Annotated in this window: 11 protein-coding genes, 2 tRNA genes and 1 rRNA gene; 7 read left to right on the forward strand and 7 right to left on the reverse strand. The window is 41.7% G+C overall.

Annotated features, from left to right (window positions below):
- A 5S ribosomal RNA gene (gene rrf, locus QL919_RS06930) occupies positions 1-98 on the forward strand; the annotation flags it as partial.
- Between the two features lie 250 nt (positions 99-348).
- Here the strand turns inward: rrf and QL919_RS06935 are convergent.
- Both QL919_RS06935 and QL919_RS06940 read right to left on the reverse strand, forming a co-directional pair.
- Positions 349-1,500, reverse strand: coding sequence for a catalase family protein (locus tag QL919_RS06935; protein ID WP_290188832.1), 1,152 nt, complete (start codon positions 1,498-1,500; stop codon positions 349-351).
- 440 nt (positions 1,501-1,940) lie between these two features.
- Positions 1,941-3,686 carry a hypothetical protein gene (locus QL919_RS06940; RefSeq protein ID WP_290188833.1) on the reverse strand — a complete coding sequence of 582 codons (1,746 nt, stop codon included), beginning with the start codon at positions 3,684-3,686 and terminating at the stop codon, positions 1,941-1,943.
- A gap of 236 nt (positions 3,687-3,922) precedes the next feature.
- Here QL919_RS06940 and QL919_RS06945 point away from each other — a divergent pair, with 236 nt between their 5' ends.
- From QL919_RS06945 to QL919_RS06955, 3 genes are read left to right on the forward strand one after another with little or no spacing between them, the layout of a single operon-like run.
- On the forward strand, positions 3,923-4,336 hold the full coding sequence (locus QL919_RS06945; RefSeq protein ID WP_290188834.1) for an OsmC family protein: 414 nt from the start codon (positions 3,923-3,925) through the stop codon (positions 4,334-4,336).
- A 1-nt stretch (position 4,337) separates the two neighbouring features.
- Positions 4,338-4,802 carry a flavodoxin family protein gene (locus QL919_RS06950; protein WP_290188835.1) on the forward strand — a complete coding sequence of 155 codons (465 nt, stop codon included), beginning with the start codon at positions 4,338-4,340 and terminating at the stop codon, positions 4,800-4,802.
- A gap of 1 nt (position 4,803) precedes the next feature.
- A complete protein-coding gene (locus tag QL919_RS06955) occupies positions 4,804-5,427 on the forward strand; it encodes a DUF938 domain-containing protein (RefSeq protein ID WP_290188836.1) in 624 nt (207 codons plus the stop codon).
- 239 nt (positions 5,428-5,666) lie between these two features.
- On the opposite strand, the gene ppc is transcribed toward QL919_RS06955, so the two are convergent.
- Complete coding sequence (ppc, locus tag QL919_RS06960; RefSeq protein ID WP_290188837.1) at positions 5,667-8,435, reverse strand: phosphoenolpyruvate carboxylase; 2,769 nt, start codon at positions 8,433-8,435, stop codon at positions 5,667-5,669.
- Positions 8,436-8,508: 73 nt separating this feature from the next.
- The gene (locus QL919_RS06965) at positions 8,509-9,336 is read right to left on the reverse strand and encodes a dienelactone hydrolase family protein (protein WP_290188838.1); all 828 of its coding nucleotides are present in this window, start codon (positions 9,334-9,336) and stop codon (positions 8,509-8,511) included.
- A gap of 407 nt (positions 9,337-9,743) precedes the next feature.
- On the opposite strand from QL919_RS06965, the gene QL919_RS06970 reads away from it, so the two are divergent.
- Together QL919_RS06970 and QL919_RS06975 are read left to right on the forward strand one after the other, a co-directional pair.
- Positions 9,744-11,831: a catalase gene (locus QL919_RS06970; protein ID WP_290188839.1), complete on the forward strand. Its 2,088-nt coding sequence runs from the start codon at positions 9,744-9,746 to the stop codon at positions 11,829-11,831.
- 281 nt (positions 11,832-12,112) lie between these two features.
- Positions 12,113-12,880 (forward strand): MBL fold metallo-hydrolase, encoded by a 768-nt coding sequence (locus QL919_RS06975; RefSeq protein ID WP_290188840.1) that lies wholly within the window; start codon positions 12,113-12,115, stop codon positions 12,878-12,880.
- Between the two features lie 88 nt (positions 12,881-12,968).
- On the opposite strand, the gene QL919_RS06980 is transcribed toward QL919_RS06975, so the two are convergent.
- Both QL919_RS06980 and QL919_RS06985 read right to left on the reverse strand, forming a co-directional pair.
- Positions 12,969-13,044, reverse strand: a tRNA-Lys gene (locus QL919_RS06980).
- A gap of 223 nt (positions 13,045-13,267) precedes the next feature.
- A tRNA-Lys gene (locus tag QL919_RS06985) sits at positions 13,268-13,343 on the reverse strand.
- A 328-nt stretch (positions 13,344-13,671) separates the two neighbouring features.
- On the opposite strand from QL919_RS06985, the gene tnpB reads away from it, so the two are divergent.
- Positions 13,672-14,823 (forward strand): IS200/IS605 family element RNA-guided endonuclease TnpB, encoded by a 1,152-nt coding sequence (gene tnpB, locus QL919_RS06990; RefSeq protein ID WP_290188841.1) that lies wholly within the window; start codon positions 13,672-13,674, stop codon positions 14,821-14,823.
- A gap of 146 nt (positions 14,824-14,969) precedes the next feature.
- On the opposite strand, the gene QL919_RS06995 is transcribed toward tnpB, so the two are convergent.
- Complete coding sequence (locus tag QL919_RS06995; RefSeq protein ID WP_290188897.1) at positions 14,970-16,919, reverse strand: MacB family efflux pump subunit; 1,950 nt, start codon at positions 16,917-16,919, stop codon at positions 14,970-14,972.
- Between the last annotated feature and the right edge of the window lie 66 nt (positions 16,920-16,985).

The following is a 16,985-nucleotide window of genomic DNA, read 5'->3' on the forward strand; positions in this document are numbered from 1 at the left end:
GATGGCACCACCTGATCCCTTCCCGAACTCAGAAGTGAAACATCATCGCGCCAATGGTAGTGTGGCCCCGGCCATGTGAGAGTAGGTCATCGTCAGCTCTCTATTCTAAAAGTAAAACCCCCTTGGCTTAATTGCTAAGGGGGTTTTCTTTTGTCTTTCATTTTCGTATATAAAAAAACCATCACTCGTAAGAATGATGGTTTTTGTCGTTTTGATTTAGACTATTACCATGAACAGCATAGTTATACCAAACCCAAAAAGTGCAATTAACGTTGTCAAATTTGCTAAGCCTACTAGGTGTAGTACTTGCACAATTTTTCTGCGTTACTCTAATTTTTGGGAATGGTATTATTTAGTAGTTGATTTATCAAACACTTCTTTTAAACTACTAGGCTCTTTACGTCTTATACCGTTTAGTTTATGACGGGTATCAGAAGACGTCTTATAGGCTTGCAGACGTGAGGTTTGAATGACTCCTATAGGGCGATTCTCTTCTAAGCATCTAAAGGTCGTAAAGCTCAGGTTCTCTATCGCTTCTATATTGCGATCGTCTGGCACCTCCTGACAAGGTACGGTTAGGGTCGCTACTGTGACGAAAGGTGCATCAGATTCGTCCCATTCTTTAGTCAGTGTCTCGATAGGTTGCTTTTTAAGATTACGACATAACTGAATTTGTACATTGAACTGATAATCGTGTTCTTGAATCTCTTTAATAATAACAGGACGAATAGCCTCATCTTCTGTGAATAAATGAATGTCACGACGTTTGATCTTGGCAGCGGACGCTTTAGTAGGGGTTATTCTAATTTTTGCCATGTAGTCGCCATGACGACACGCGCCTTGTGAGAAGTAATCATATAGCCAAGCGTTCTTTGGTGGAATGGTAGCGAGCTTTCTAAAGGCATTTAAGGTCCTTACAGCTTCTACATTGGGAAACGCTTTGCCGTATTTGGTTAGCCAATCAAAGACTAGTTTACCTTTACCTAGCAAGCCATCGCCTAAATAGCTGTTTAACTCAAAGTTCAGTTTAGATAGATAGGCGTAATCTTTTAGGCTGTTGGTAAAAAAGATAGGCCCATTCACTAGCGCATAATCAAAGGTGGTACAGTCCTCTTCACCAGGAGTCAGCTTTTTGCCCGGTACATCGAATATTTTGATCGCTAAGCCTTGTCCTAAGCCCAACCTTCTATCCGCATCCACACCTGCCGCCGCGTTAGAGAACCGAATCACCGCATCGTGAATACCTGCTTTTGCATACAGTCCTTGCGCGTACTCTTTGGGCAAATTATCCAAAATCTCAAACTTTGCTTTGAGTCCGCAATAGCTCTTGGCATGGACAGCGCGGGTATGGTGGTCAAGATCGTTGGCTTCTTTACTTTTTTCAACATATTCGCGTATGTCAGCGGTGATCATCTCCATCGTCTGCTGATCTTCTGGACTTAGCGTGGTATATTTGTCATCGAACTTAACGTACTTGGGTTTGAATAATTTTTTTAGCATAATCAGCTACCTACTTTTAATAAATTAAAATTTGAAATCTCAATTATTCTATAAAATTTTAGGCGCTGTTATTTATTATAAATATTGGTGATGTGTAAAGGGTTGTTGAGTTCTCTTTATGATTAAACTGAGAATGAAGCGTTGTAGCGTTAATGTTAGAGTAGCTTCAGACTTAGAAAGTATTTTATAATTTAATACCTATATTATAGTGAATGAAAGCTCCACCACCCAGCCCTGTTGTTGTTGAGACTCACGCCAAAACAGTCCAAGAGGTAGAACAGGTTTGCGAACAAGAGAATGGCTTTGCGAGTACGGTTTCACTCATGAACGCGATGTTAATGCGGCCAAAAATACTCTTATGCTTATGCTTGGGCTTGAGCGTCTAGCGGTAGGAATCCCCTCGGTTTAAGGAGGGGAGGGTGGAGGGTATAAGGTCTTAATCAAGCGTTATGCGGGTTCCATTGTTGGTTAGATTTAAAAAGATCTTGATATATTACATCTCTTATAGATTCTATATTGAATTTACTTTTATCCTCATTCAAGCGCAGTATCCTTGGCAAACGAGTTATTCCTAGCTTACCGTCTGCAATGGCATAATGCCTATAGTGCTCATTAATGATGCGATTACATTCAAATTCGACGTAAATCATACTTTCATTTTGTATTTTAGCCAAACGAACGGTTGACATAAAAAAATCTTCTTGCAAGCTTTGCTCCATTTCATATATATCTTCTAATGAGTATTCAGGAGCTTTTCGAGATATCAGTTTTTGCCAGAATCTACCGTTTTCTTTTATATATCTATAATCGTCTATACTATCCTTTAAAGATTTCAAGTTTTCTATGGAATCCTCAGTTTCTTCAAGATTTGCTTTTATGATTTCTAATGTTGCTTTCATAGTTTCGGTATGATCACCTACTGTTTTCTCTTGAGAGCAAAGTAGGCTACGTGATTTATTTAATAATTGTGCCATAGAGGTTAACTTTACAGCCATTATTTCACTACTGGTTGAGTACATAGAAAAAGGCTGTAATCGAAAATCTTCAACATTTTCACTCATTTTTTTTATCAACTGATCTAGATGATAAAATAAATAGTCTTGATCATTTACATCGTGAAGTGCTACTTCGATCATTCCAGGTAGTTTTTGCAGTATCAGTATAGATAACTGCTTTTCAAATTTGATCAAGCGCTCTCTAATTACAATCTCTGGGTTGCTGCCATCTTGTTCAAGAGGTGCTCTTAGTAAAGGTTGTAGGTAGTTTTGATATAACTGTTGAATCTCATGCACAGATCTCAGCAGTGTGTCCGAGACACCTACATCAAGTGTATATAGCCTTGTCATACAGTAGGCAGCATGCTCCATATATTGATGATCATGCATTTGGTTTTTTTTAAGAACTATATGAGTTAAGTAGATATACTTTTTGATGTTATTACCACTTTCATCTTCGTAAAGAAATCGACGGAAAGAATAAGCATTTTTGTCAACTTTATTTGCACTACCAATTAAAAACCAATAATCCTGTCCTTCCACAATAAAGAATTTTCTGTCTTTCCCTTCTTTTTTGATAAAGGAGGGAAGATGTGTGAGCTCTTGAAAGCTAAGATCTGATGAGTCCCAATTACGAAAGTCGCGTCCTTGTATTTGTTGTTTAATAAAAACTTCTTTGAAGTAGGACTTGATGATATTAGTATCCAGTTTACGTAGACCTGGTTTAATTTCTAGAGCAATACTATCTATCCATATAGCCAAATCATACAGAAATGCTATCCGTATTCTTTGCCTATATTTCTGATCAGAGATGATATTATTTATGTCTAAACTATCAAGATAGCTAAGAACTGCTTCGACTTCATCAGCCAGCTTGATAGCGTTGTAAGCGTTAATGCTTGGGTCGATAATTTTTAACATATGCCGTGAAATAGCAGTTAGTTCTTGATTGTTTGTATAAAAATTTTCTAAAGTTTGTCTCAATGTATCAGGGCTTTTATGAACTAGATTGTTTTCAGAGTTAAGAAAAATACCTCGTGGTTTTAATATATTTTCATAAACTGTGTCTTGACCTTGCTGATTTAGTTTTGGAACGATGCTGTTTACAACTTCAGACCAGTCTAAACTGAGAGTAGGATCTATAGACTTCAGTTTATATAACTGATATTCAGATAGGTCATGAATATTCATTAAATTTACCCCTTCGAGGTTTGGCTGTATCACAATATATTAATTCAACAATTATAGTGGGCAAATGTAGGATATCAAGTTATTACTTTCGAATTCGTACAAATAAGTGTGATATTTCTCTATAATCATTACTTATCGCACATCTATTAAAATGGTTCGAGGTATGAATAGTGAAGAATACAAAAATTTCAACTAAATTAATTACAAAGAAGTCAATTTAAAAGTAGGGTAATAATATGACAACTTCAAAAGTAACGTATCAAGGTGACTTACGCACTAGCGCCATTCATTTACAGTCAAACAATGAAATCATCACCGATGCACCAACTGACAATCAAGGAAAGGGTGAAGCTTTTTCGCCGACTGATTTATTGGCGACGAGCTTAGCCAGTTGTATGCTGACCATTGTTGGTATCAAAGCTCGTGATATGAAGATTAATATCGCAGGTACTACTGCTGAAGTGACTAAAGTCATGCTAGCTGATCCCAGACGTGTCAGTGAAGTACATATCGCTATTACTTTTAATCAACAGCTAGACGATAAAACGCAAAAAATATTCTATAACACTGCGCTTACGTGCCCTGTCGCTCAAAGCATACATCCTGACATCATACAGAACGTGACGCTTAACCATACGGGCGGTAATTGATATGGCTACCAAAACTTTACTTATTGTAGCGCATGCACCATCGCCTAATACAAAAAAATTAGCACAAGCGGCTTATGACGGGGCTAATCATCCTGATATAGATATTAATGTCATCCTAAAGTCGCCACAGGACACACAGCCTGAAGATGTACTGGCAGCAGATGCGCTATTGCTAGGGACGACAGAAAACTTGGCTTATATGGCGGGGCTAACCAAGGATTTCTTTGATCGTTGCTATTATCCTGTATTGGAAGAGAAACAGGGTATGCCGTTTGCCTTATATATTCGAGCAGGACATGATGGTACAGGTACCAAACTTGCTATGAAGACCATTACCACTGGACTGCGCTGGGAGTGGATTCAAGAAGCATTGATCTTACAAGGTGATTGGCAAGACAGCTTTACTGAGCAAGTGGAAGAGCTTGCCATGACGCTTGCCGCTGGATTAGAAGCAGGTATTTATTAATATGACAGCTAACTTACCCTTTTCACAAGCTTGTGAGAACAATAAGCAGCCAATCCTATCTGTTTTGCAAAAAGAGCTAAAAGACTCCCTGCATGTGTTAGAGATTGGCTCAGGTACTGGCCAACATAGCGTCTATTTTGCACCCAGAATAGCGCATTTGACATGGCAAACTAGTGATGTTGTCAATAATCATGCAAGTATCAATGCGTGGCATGCTGCTCATCCTGCCGCTAACTTATATGCACCGCTTGCTTTTAATTTAGCTCATGATCCCGTGCCAGTGAATAAGGCTGTTGCTGCACCTTATGATGCGGTATTTATGGCCAATACTCTGCATATAATCTCTTGGCCTTTGGTTGAGCAATTATTTAACTTGGTTGGAGGCGTACTACCTGCACACGGAAAGCTGATCGTATACGGGCCATTTAACGAAAACGGACACTATACCAGTGGGAGTAACCAGCAGTTTGATATTAGCTTACGGCAGCGTGATGTAAACAGTGGCATTCGCAATTTTGAAGACATCATAGAATTAGCAGAACAACATCGTTTAATATTAAATGAGAGATATGCGATGCCTGCAAACAATCAAATACTAGTCTTTCAAAAGTTATTATCAGATTAAAAGTTATTTTCAAACTATGAATAAAAAACTGAGTTGACATACTGCAATAGAGTGAGTTCGATATAAAAGAAACATATCTTTATTAGCGTGCTGCTGGTATAAATTTTTTTCGCTTGCTGTGCGCTTCGCACTCCAGAGGCTTCAAAAAATTCATTCCAGCAGTACTGTACTATTTTTAAACTGAATCAACTCAGTTAGGAAGCTGGTTCAAACCGTTAAGGATATTGCTATTCTTAATCCTAGCCTGTATTGCGTAATCCTGCGGCTAAGGCGTTGATACTACGAATTAAAGGGTCTTCTACAGCGAGTTTATCCTCTGTTGTATCTTTTTGGCGCATGCGTTTGAGTAGCTCGATTTGAATATAATTAATCGGGTCTAAGTAGGCATTACGCCACTCCAAGGAATGGGCCAAGTCTTGTTGGTTTGCAAGTAAAGACTCTTGATCTAGCAATGAGTTAAGACCTGCGTTGGTAAGTTCATGCTCATCAATGACTGCCTGCATTATTTGCTCGCGTAAGGTTTCATCCTCACATAATTGGCTGTATGCACGGGCAATACTCATCTCAGATTTGGTAAAGGCCATTTCAATATTGCTGATAAAGGCACTGAAAAATGGCCAGTTTTTATTCATCTCCTTCATCAGGCTTTCATCTTGTTTGACACTATCCAAAGCGCTGCCCACTCCGTACCAAGCAGGTAGGGTAAAGCGAGCCAATGACCAGCCAAATACCCAAGGTATCGCCCTAATGGTAGACTTACTTGGCAGTCCTTTTTTACGATGGGCAGGGCGTGAGCCAATATTCAGCAATGAGATTTCTTGTACAGGTGTGGCTTCAGAATAAAATTTATAGAAGCCTTCTGTGTTATCAGTCAGGGCACGGTATTGCTGTTCACCAGCATCTGCCAAACGAGCAAATAGGGTTTCATAGCTATCAAGCTGTGTTGGTTGTGCCACAAATCGTGATGAGCTGGCTTTTAGCGCACCAGTGATTCCCATGGTTAATTCAAAGACCGCCGTATCTGGATTGGCATACTTAGCGTAAAGCACTTCGCCTTGCTCAGTGAACTTGATTTGACCGTTTAAGGTGCCCGCAGGTTGGGCGGCGATGGCTTGGTGGGTGGAGCCGCCCCCGCGACTGACAGAGCCACCGCGGCCATGAAACAGCCTTGTACTGATGCCATATTTATTGGCAATATTGGTAATGGTTTGCTGAGCGCTATACAGCTGCCAAGCAGAGGTAATAATGCCGCCATCTTTTGAAGAATCTGAGTAGCCAAGCATGATTTCTTGCAGGTTACCTGAGTGCTCGAGTAGCTCACGATATAGCGGGTTTTCTAAAATCGTTGGCATGATCTTGTCAATATTTTTAAGATCTTCAATGGTTTCAAATAAGGGGGCAACAGGTAAGGCAGCAAATAAATGACCTTCATTATTGATGCCAGATAAGCCCGCAAAACGCATCAGTAGAAGCACTTCTAACAGTTGACTGGCGTTATTGGTCATGGAGATAACATAGCTACCAAAAGTATCTTCACCAACCAGTTTGCGCAGTTTCGCCACAGAGTTCATCAAGTTAAGCTGTTCACGCGTCTGCTCGCTTAAATTATCGTTATAAATAAGCGGTGTGCCAGGGTTTTTCAATAAACGCGTCAGCCACTGTTGGCGCTCTGTTTCGCTGAGTGATTGATAGTCTGGTAAGTTGGAAGCACTGGCAAAAATGTCAGCAATGACTTCGCCGTGATACCCTGAATCTTGGCGGATATCGAGAGACGCCAAATGAAACCCGCAGGTTTTTACCAAGCGAATGGTATCAAGCAGCAAGCCTTCTCCATGTGCCTTATCATGTTTATTGACACTTTTACGGATGATGCGCAAGTCATCTAACAAGGCCTGTGGCGCCACATAAGCATCTTGTGCAGCCTCTACGTCCGTCCCTTGACTCTGTATATGCTGGTTGGTTGCCTTTATTTTGGCAAGAATGATGGATAGTAACCTTCTATACGGCTCGTTGTTGTAATCGTCAGGATTATAGTAAAAGACTTTTTGATCAAGCTCGCTGTAGTCTTTGATGCGGGCGTATATATCTGATGAAATGTCAACAATGGTGTCGCTATGGATAAGCTCGCGGCGCAGTTTTCTGACTAAGACCTGGTAATGGCGGAGCACCGCGTTGGCATGCATCAATACTGCCATCTCGGTAGTTTCGTGAGTGACGAAGGGATTACCATCTCTATCACCACCAATCCAAGAGCCAAAGCTGACAAAGGCGGGTAGAGGATAGTCAGTGAGTTCAGGATAAATATCGATAATGGCGGCTTTGGTATTGCGATATACCTTTGGAATGGCGGTGAATAAGCTGGCATTGAAATAGTGTAAGCCATTGTTTATTTCATCGTAGACCAATGGTTTGCGAGTACGGACTTCGTCTGACGACCAAAGCAAGTCGATGGTTTCGGCGGTTTTTTGCTTCGCTTGCTCAAAGGCTACGCTGCCTTCGGGATAATCGCTCATGGCATCTGTATGCTCATATAGCGTTTGCAAGATATTCATGGTGGTGCGTCTACGAGCTTCGGTAGGGTGCGCCGTAAAGACGGGAATAAATTTAAGGTGATCGATGAGCTCTTTTATTTGATTAGGTTCAATATTACGTTCACGGCACTCTAATAAGGTGCGGCGAAAGGAGCCTTCCCAGCTTTGGTTAGACTCGGCACGCATGGTACGGCGCTGCTCACGTAGATAGTTTTCTTCAGTCAAATTTGCGAGGAAAAAGTATATAGAGAACGCACGAATGACGTTTTTTAACGTTTGATTGTCTAACGAGGCGATGAGGTCGATGAGTTGCTGTTTGTGCGCTTCATTATGCTCACGGCGCTCCTGAATAAAGCCTTTACGCAAGGTTTCAATGGTATTTAGCGTGTCTTCTCCAGATTGGCGAGAAATTGCCTCACCTAAGAATGATCCTAATAATCTAATGCGCTCACGTAATAATTCGTTCTTTAGTAACATGAATGACTTCCTTGTCTTCTAACAGACTGGTTAATAAATAAGGTTCGCTCTTCTTATAGGGTACAAACTAAAGTTATTTATATGCATTAGCTAAAAAATCTGTATAACGTCTCCAAGAGCGCTCATCGGCACGAGCATCGTATCTATCAGGATTATTGAAGTCAGTGAAGGCATGGACTGCACCGCTATAAGTCAGTATCTCATGAGGTACTTTACTGGCTTCTAACGTCTTACCAAGAGCGGTAAAGTCCTCTAACGGCACGGCTTCGTCGGCACTGCCATGAAAGACTAAAATCTGGCCCTTCGTTTTATCATAAGTTTGACCCGCTGGCAGCTCAAGCCCCCCATGAAAAGGCACAAACGCTTTTTGCGGAAATCCTGAACGCGCAAGCTCTAAGGCCACACTACCACCAAAACAATAGCCCATCGTCACGCCTTCACGGACGTTATTACCTTGCTCTTGCCCTGCATTTAATGCCCCTTGCAGTAAACGGCGCATTTTGCTGCGGTCATCATATAGCGCTGCGGTTAGGCGCTTCTTATCTGCCAACTCAGTGGGACGAACACCAGTGCCAAACATATCTGCTGCGAACACGTTGTAGCCTTGCTTAGCCAACATGTCGGCACGTTTGCGCTCATAGTCTGTTAGCCCATCCCAATCATGAATGAGCAAGATAAAAGGCGCATTGGCTTTATCTGCTTTTGCATAATAGCCTTGGTAAGGCTGCTCGTCCACCGTATAGGTAATATCTTTGGTAATAATGGCGGCTGCCGTTTGGCTAACGCTCAGTGCTATCAAACCCATCGAGGTTGCAAGCATTAATGAGCAGATTCGCTTAGGTGAAGAGTTGGATGAAGAATCGGATGATAAGTTAGATGTGGTCAACGATGTAAGTAACATAATAGATAGCCTCATAATTTAATAGAAGAGAGATAAATATGTGGCTAAAGACACTGTCCATTTATTTATCATCGATGTGTAAGCCTTTATCAAAGCATACCTGAAAGAATGTCTGCATGACAATAACTCATTATTAATACCTACAATTTCAAAGACGGCTACAGACTCGATGTTAAGTGTATAGAATTTAACCAAATATCAACACGCTTAACGATATATGTGACATAACTGATTGGTTTTTTTAAGTAATATAATTGATGAGCATGTTTTTCAAATCAAACAGTGCTAATACACAGATAAGCAATTGACAGTTGAAGTCACTATGAAGCTCCAAGGATAAAAATACTGTGTAATGGCTTTTTGATGGTCTCAAAAGAGACCATTTTACTCATTAGCTAGGATATATTATGAATAAGAATCTAGATCATACCGACCCCGCTAACAATATGAATACTGAACGTGGTAACGGGGGCGAGACTCATCAGCGCGCAGGTGATGACACTAAAGTTTTAACGACCCAGCAGGGCGTCGCTATTTCTGATAACCAAAACTCTCTAAAAGTAGGTGCGCGTGGGCCGACTCTATTAGAAGATTTTGTACTGCGTGAAAAGATTCATCATTTTGACCATGAACGTATTCCTGAGCGTATTGTTCATGCGCGTGGTAGTGCTGCGCACGGGTATTTTGAACTGACAGAGACATTAGAAGAATATACTACGGCGAAAATTTTGACCGAAACTGGTAAACAGACGCCATTGTTTACGCGCTTTTCTACGGTTGCTGGTAATAAAGGCTCTAAAGATACGCCACGTGATGTACGCGGTTTTGCCGTGAAGATCTATACCGAAGAAGGTAACTGGGATATCGTTGGTAACAACATGCCAATCTTCTTTATTCAAGATGCGATGAAATTCCCAGACCTTATCCATGCGGTAAAACCAGAGCCTGATCGCGGCTTCCCGCAAGCAGCATCTGCCCATGATACGTTCTGGGATTTTGTGTCGTTAAGTCCTGAGACCATGCATAATCTAATCTGGCTGATGAGTGATCGCGCTCTGCCACGTAGCTTACGCATGATGGAAGGTTTTGGCATTCACAGCTATCGTTTGATTAATAAAGATGGTAAGAGTACCTTTGTGCGTTTCCATTGGAAGCCAGTATTGGGCGTACAGTCAACTACGTGGGATGAGGCAGTAAAAATCTCAGGCGCTGATCCTGACTATCATCGTCGTGATTTGTTTGAATCAATTAATAACGGCGACTATCCTGAATGGGAGTTTGGCGTCCAGTTATTTACCGAAGAAGAAGCCAATGAATTCCCATTTGACCATTTAGACGCTACTAAACTGATTCCAGAAGAAATGGTACCAGTGAAAGTAGTCGGTAAAATGGTACTCAATCGTTATCCTGATAATTTCTTTGCGGAAACGGAGCAAGTCGCGTTCTGTCCATCACACTTGCCACCTGGTATCGACTTTAGTAATGACCCATTATTACAAGGTCGTTTATTTAGTTATTTAGATACGCAGCTGTCACGTTTAGGCTCGCCAAACTTTGCCCAAATTCCTATCAATGCACCAAAGTGTCCGTTTGCTAACAATCAGCAAGACGGTCATATGCAGATGCAAGTGCCTAAAACACGTACTCTTTATGAGCCGCAAAGCTTAGATCCAACCAGACCACGTGAAAGTGTTAAGCATGGTTTTGAGTCATTCCATGAGCAGTTAGATGATGGCGTGAAAGGGCGCGTGCGTGCAGAGAGCTTCGCGGATCATTATAGTCAACCGCGTATGTTCTATCGCAGTCAAACGCCGGCTGAGCAAGCACATATTGCTTCTGCTTACGCGTTTGAGCTTGGTAAAGTGGATACGGCACATGTACGTACTCGTATGCTAAGTCATTTGCCACATATCGATGAAGACTTGGCAAATCGTGTGGCCAAAGCGCTTGGTATGGAATTGCCAGAACCCGCTGACGCAGCCGCTCCAGTACAAGATATGGCGACTTCCGATGCAGTACAAACAATTGGTCTGACTCCTAAGAGTTTAAAAGGGCGTTTGATTGGTATCTTGGTCGCTGATGGCTCCAAACACAGTGAAATCAAAAAGTTTGAAGATGCGGCAAAAGAGCAGGGCGCTAGTGTAAAAATCGTTGCACCTAATAAAGAAGTTGTGTTGGATGACGATACACGCATACAAGCAGATGAGCGTCTTGCTGGTGGGCCTTCAGTGATGTTTGATGCAGTCGTTAGTATCATCATGCCTGATCAAGCTAAGAAGCTTGCCAAAGACAGCTCAGCATTAGATTGGTTTAACGATGCTTATGGACATTGTAAAGCGATTGCTTATTGCGGTGCCACCGATGAATTTATCTTAAGTAAGTTACCTATCGAAAAAGATAGCTTTGTCACGCCATTGGTTGAGTTAGATACCTTTATTGAAAATGCCAAATCGCGTCTGTGGGAGCGTGAGCCAAAGGTTCGAGATCTCGCATAGTTAACCTAGCAAAGGTCAGCTTTGTTTAAACAATCCTGACTACAATCTCAATAATCAAATGCTTTATCCTAAACTCAGCCTCTGTGCTGAGTTTTTGCTTTTTTCGATAATAAGTTTATAAGTTTTTCGTTCAAATACTATACAAGGCTAACTATTTATAGTCACAAGCGTTCACTCAAAGTTATTTAATTAAGATTCATGGGAGCTATACTAAAGTTGCCTCTTCTAAAAAATAAAAGGAAGCCTCATAACAATAATGATTGATGAGGCAAGGAATACAAATGAGTTTATGTGAAATTGTACGCCTAGACGGATATATTCAGAGCATCTATTTAGCCGTGTATCCTGATAAATTGATGCTGTTAGACGGCTGTTGCCGTGCTGATGTTTCTATGGTTCTTGACTATATTCAGAAAAACTTGAAGCGTCCAATAACCGATCTAAAAGTAGTCGTAGTCACTCATATGCATCCAGATCATGCCGGTGGGGCGCATAAATTCAGAGAAGCGACAGGCTGCATGATTGTATCTGCTGATAAACCGAAACAGTGGTATGCAGGTATTATTGGAAAAGCGATGCTTTTAACAGATATTGGACTGGCGTATTATGTTGCTCACCTTAAAGGACGTCCGCGTAAGAAGTTATGGTATTCCGCTTATTTATATCCTGACATGACCGTAAAAGACGGTGATAAAATAATAGGGTTTGAGGATTGGCAGGTGTTAGAAACTCCCGGTCATACCGATAGAGATTTATCACTATTGCATGTGTCTACTCAGCAAGTATATACGGCTGACTTAATCATTAAGCTCAAGCATAAATTTGTGGCGCCATTCCCTGTTCATTATCCAAAAGCCTATAAGTCCTCTTTAAAAAAGATAAAAGACTTAAACCCGTCGAACGTTATGATGGCACACGGTTGTGAGTTGGCTATTGATGCAGCAACTTTTGATATGCTTATAGCACAAGCTCCAAAAGAGCCTCGTACTATAACGGATACCATTAAGCATAAGCTGATGGGAGGGAAAAGAAAACTTAAGGATTATTAAAAGAAAGTTAATGCTGTTATATGAACCAACCAAATTTAAGCCATAAAAAAGCCCAGTCATCATAGTTAATGACTGGGCTTTTGGAATATGGTGGACCGACCGCGACTCGAACGCGGGACCAATTGATTAAAAGTCAACTGCTCTACCAACTGAGCTATCGGTCCTGAGAAGCGTATAAAAAAAGCACTGCTTTTTTAGCTTCGCAAGAGAAAATCCTTTAAATAGGATTTTCTAATACTTATGCATATAATCAATGTATCTGATTGTATGCAAGAGAATTTTCCTTAAAGGGGAAATTCTAAAAACTAAACATCATAATGATGTCTTTTAAACTTATTAAACAACTACCGGATAGGGCAGAACGAATAACAAGAACTAAACTAAATATGGTGGACCGACCGCGACTCGAACGCGGGACCAATTGATTAAAAGTCAACTGCTCTACCAACTGAGCTATCGGTCCTGAGAAGCTTATAAAAAAAGCACTGCTTTTTAACTTCGCAAGCGAACTTACATTTTCGTAAATTCTAAAACTTAATTTCTCTATATAACGACTTTTCAGTACAACAGAGACATCAAGTTTGTTATCTCGTTTAAAGAATTTGTATCCCTAAACGTGAGAGCACATTATATATATTATTATGACAATTACAACCCCGCATTTTAAAAAAAGTGCAAATCTGGCATAAAAATTCATATTTCTTCGGTTTTTAACATTTCAGCGCAGAATTCCTCTACTTCTAAAGTAGAGGGATGAATGCGTCAGACTTTTGGTATGGTACAATAGCTTCATGCCAAAACAAATCCTAAAAGCCTATAAAGTAAGATTATACCCTAATGAGGGTCAGCAAATATTCTTTGCCAAATCATTCGGCTGTACACGCTTTATCTGGAATAGGATGCTTAGTGACAAGATTGAGCATTACAACGAGCATAAGACCGAGCTTAAAAACACTCCTGCTCACTATAAAAAAGAATTTGAATGGCTTAAAGAAGTCGATAGCCTAGCACTGGCGAATGTGCAGCAGAACCTAAGAGCTGCCTATAACAAGTTTTTCAAGCAAGGCGCAGGCTTCCCAAAATTCAAGAAAAAAGGCCATCGTGACAGCTACACCACCAATAACCAAAAGGGCACAGTGGCGATCACAGACAGCACTGTCAAACTGCCTAAAATTGGTCATATCCCCGCTAAGTTCCCAAGTAAGGTAAGTGGCTTAATCAAGTCAGCGACAGTATCCAAGACCACATCAGGCAAATACTACGTCAGCCTATTGGTTGAAACTATCGTAGAGCCGTTGCTAAAAACCCACTCTAACATCGGCATTGATTTAGGACTGACCGACTTTATCGTCTTATCGGACGGTACAAAAGTTGCCAATCCTACCTTTTTATCGAAGCTGCAACATAAGCTTGCGCGAGAACAGAAAATACTGGCCAAGCGTAGAGCAGTGGCCAAAGCGGATCAGCGCAAACTCAGTGACAGCCGCAACTATCAAAAGCAAAAAATTAAAGTCGCCAAAGTCTACGAGCGTATCACGAATTGCCGAAAAGACTTTCTACACAAACTCTCATTCAATCTCATCAAAAACCACGATGTGATTGCCATTGAGGACTTAAACATCAAAGGCATGGTTAAGAATAGAAAGTTATCTAAAGCCATATCAGATAGCTCATGGTCAACCTTCACCACCATGCTGAACTACAAGGCTGAATGGTACGGCAAAACGCTTGTCAAAATAGACCGATGGTATCCATCGTCTAAGACCTGCTCAGGCTGTGGTCACTTACTCACTAAGGCTGAGCTACCATTACAGGTGAGATCATGGAATTGCCCCAGCTGCTTGCAATCCAACGATAGAGACATAAATGCCAGTATCAATATCCTAAACGAAGGATTGAAGTTGGCAACACTCAAAACCGTCGGTGCGACGGGGTTAGCTTAGTCCATTTGCCTAACCGCTGATACAAAACATCGTATCAAGTATGGGTATTACCTAAGAAACCCCTACCTCTTTAGGTGGTGGGTAGTTCATCCGTTTTATCTGTTTTTAGTCCTTTCTGCCTCATACATTTTACTAATAATGCAGTACTAGTCTCTAGACAGTGCTTCAACAGGATCAAGTTTGGCAGCATTACGCGCCGGTAAGAAACCAAAGACTACTCCAATGAGCGTTGAGCAAACAAATGCTGCGATAATAGAGGTCGATGAGTAGATAACTTTGAAACTGTCACCGCCGACACGGTTTATTAGCTCGCCAATAGCAAATGCCAGTCCAATACCAATCAGTCCCCCTAAGATACAGACTAGAACGGCCTCGATGAGGAACTGCTGCATGATATCGCTCTGACGCGCGCCCACTGCCATACGTACACCAATCTCGTTGGTGCGCTCGGTGACAGAGACTAGCATAATGTTCATGACCCCAATACCGCCAACTATCAACGAAATGACTGCGACCGATGAGATAAGTAGCGTCATCGTGCCTGTCGTTGATTCAATGGTTTGACGGATAGAGTCGGAATTACGCAACTCAAAGTCATCTGTACCATGGCGACTCTCTATCAAGTCAGAGATGGCAGTCTCTGCTGCACTAGAAGAGATACTGTCATCTAACAACGCCACAAAACGATCGATATTGGTGCTACCAGTGACACGCGACATCACCGTCGTATAAGGCATATAGATGGTAGGCGTCGTCACACTAGGACCAAAGCCACCATCGCTCTCTTCGAGGACGCCAATCACGCGTCCAGGCACACTACCAACCAGTATCACTTCACCAATAGGATTATCAATATCTGAGAAAAACGTCTGTTTGGCATTGTCATCGATGATGATATCTTGACTACGTAATGTGATGCTTTTTGCATCAAACCCTTGGCCCAATGCCAACGTCTCACCAGTGACAGTTAGGTAGTCTTCGCCAACGCCGTTGACGGTAGCATCCTCTTGTATACTACGATAGCGCACGCTAGAGTTGGCATTTACTTGAGGGCTGACGCTGATAATATATGGCTGATTGCCGACCGCTTCTGCGTCTTCTGGTGTCAAGTTGTCATCGTTATAGCGGCGTCTAGGGTCGCCTCTAGGGTAGCCATCATTGACGGTGATGGTATTGGTACCTAACGAGCTAATATTGGCAAGGATTTGCTGCTGAGAGCCTTGTCCAAGGCCTACGATAGATACGACCGCAGCGATACCGATGATAATGCCGAGCATAGTGAGTAGGGTACGCATCTTATGCGCACGCATGGCAAGTAAAGACATTTTAAACGCTTCAAGCAATCGATCTATAAAGCTACCAAAGGCACTTTTACGATGCTCACCAAGGATGGATTCTGGTTTCTTGTCTGTATGCTTATAATGTTCAGTTTGATAGTCAGCGATGACATAGCCATCTTTTAGCTCAATCACACGCTCCGCTTGTGCCGCTAATTTTGGATCATGAGTGACCATGATAATGGTATGACCTTTTACACTGAGGTCATGCAAAATCGCCATGACGTCTTCGCCAGATTTACTGTCTAGGGCACCCGTTGGCTCATCGGCCAAGATCACGTCACCACCATTCATCAGTGCACGAGCAACAGAAACACGCTGCTGCTGTCCACCTGAAAGCTGATTGGGACGGTTATTGACCTTATTGCCAAGGCCGAGGTCGGTTAATAGTTTCTCAGCACGGTTGGTACGAGCTTCGGTATCCATGCCCGCATATACTGCAGGGACGGCGACGTTATCTTTGGCACTGATATCGCCAAGCAAGTGATAGCGCTGAAAAATAAAACCAAAATGCTCACGGCGCAGTTCTGCCAGCTGATCGGCATCAAGCTTACGGGCGGATTGACCATAAATTTTATAATCGCCAGCAGTGGCTTGATCTAAGCAGCCCAAGATATTCATCAAGGTGGACTTACCAGAGCCTGATTGTCCAATGATAGCGACCATCTCACCTTGGTGAATCGTCAGATTGATATCATGTAACACACGAATGGTTTGCTCACCAGCGGGGAACTCTCTGATAATCCCAGACAATTCCATAATGGGCTTGCCTGATACAGGATGGTTAGCGGTATTGGTTTTTAATGAGTTATCTAAACTATCTAA

Source organism: Psychrobacter sp. APC 3426, assembly GCF_030408035.1.
Classification (GTDB): Bacteria; Pseudomonadota; Gammaproteobacteria; order Pseudomonadales; family Moraxellaceae; genus Psychrobacter.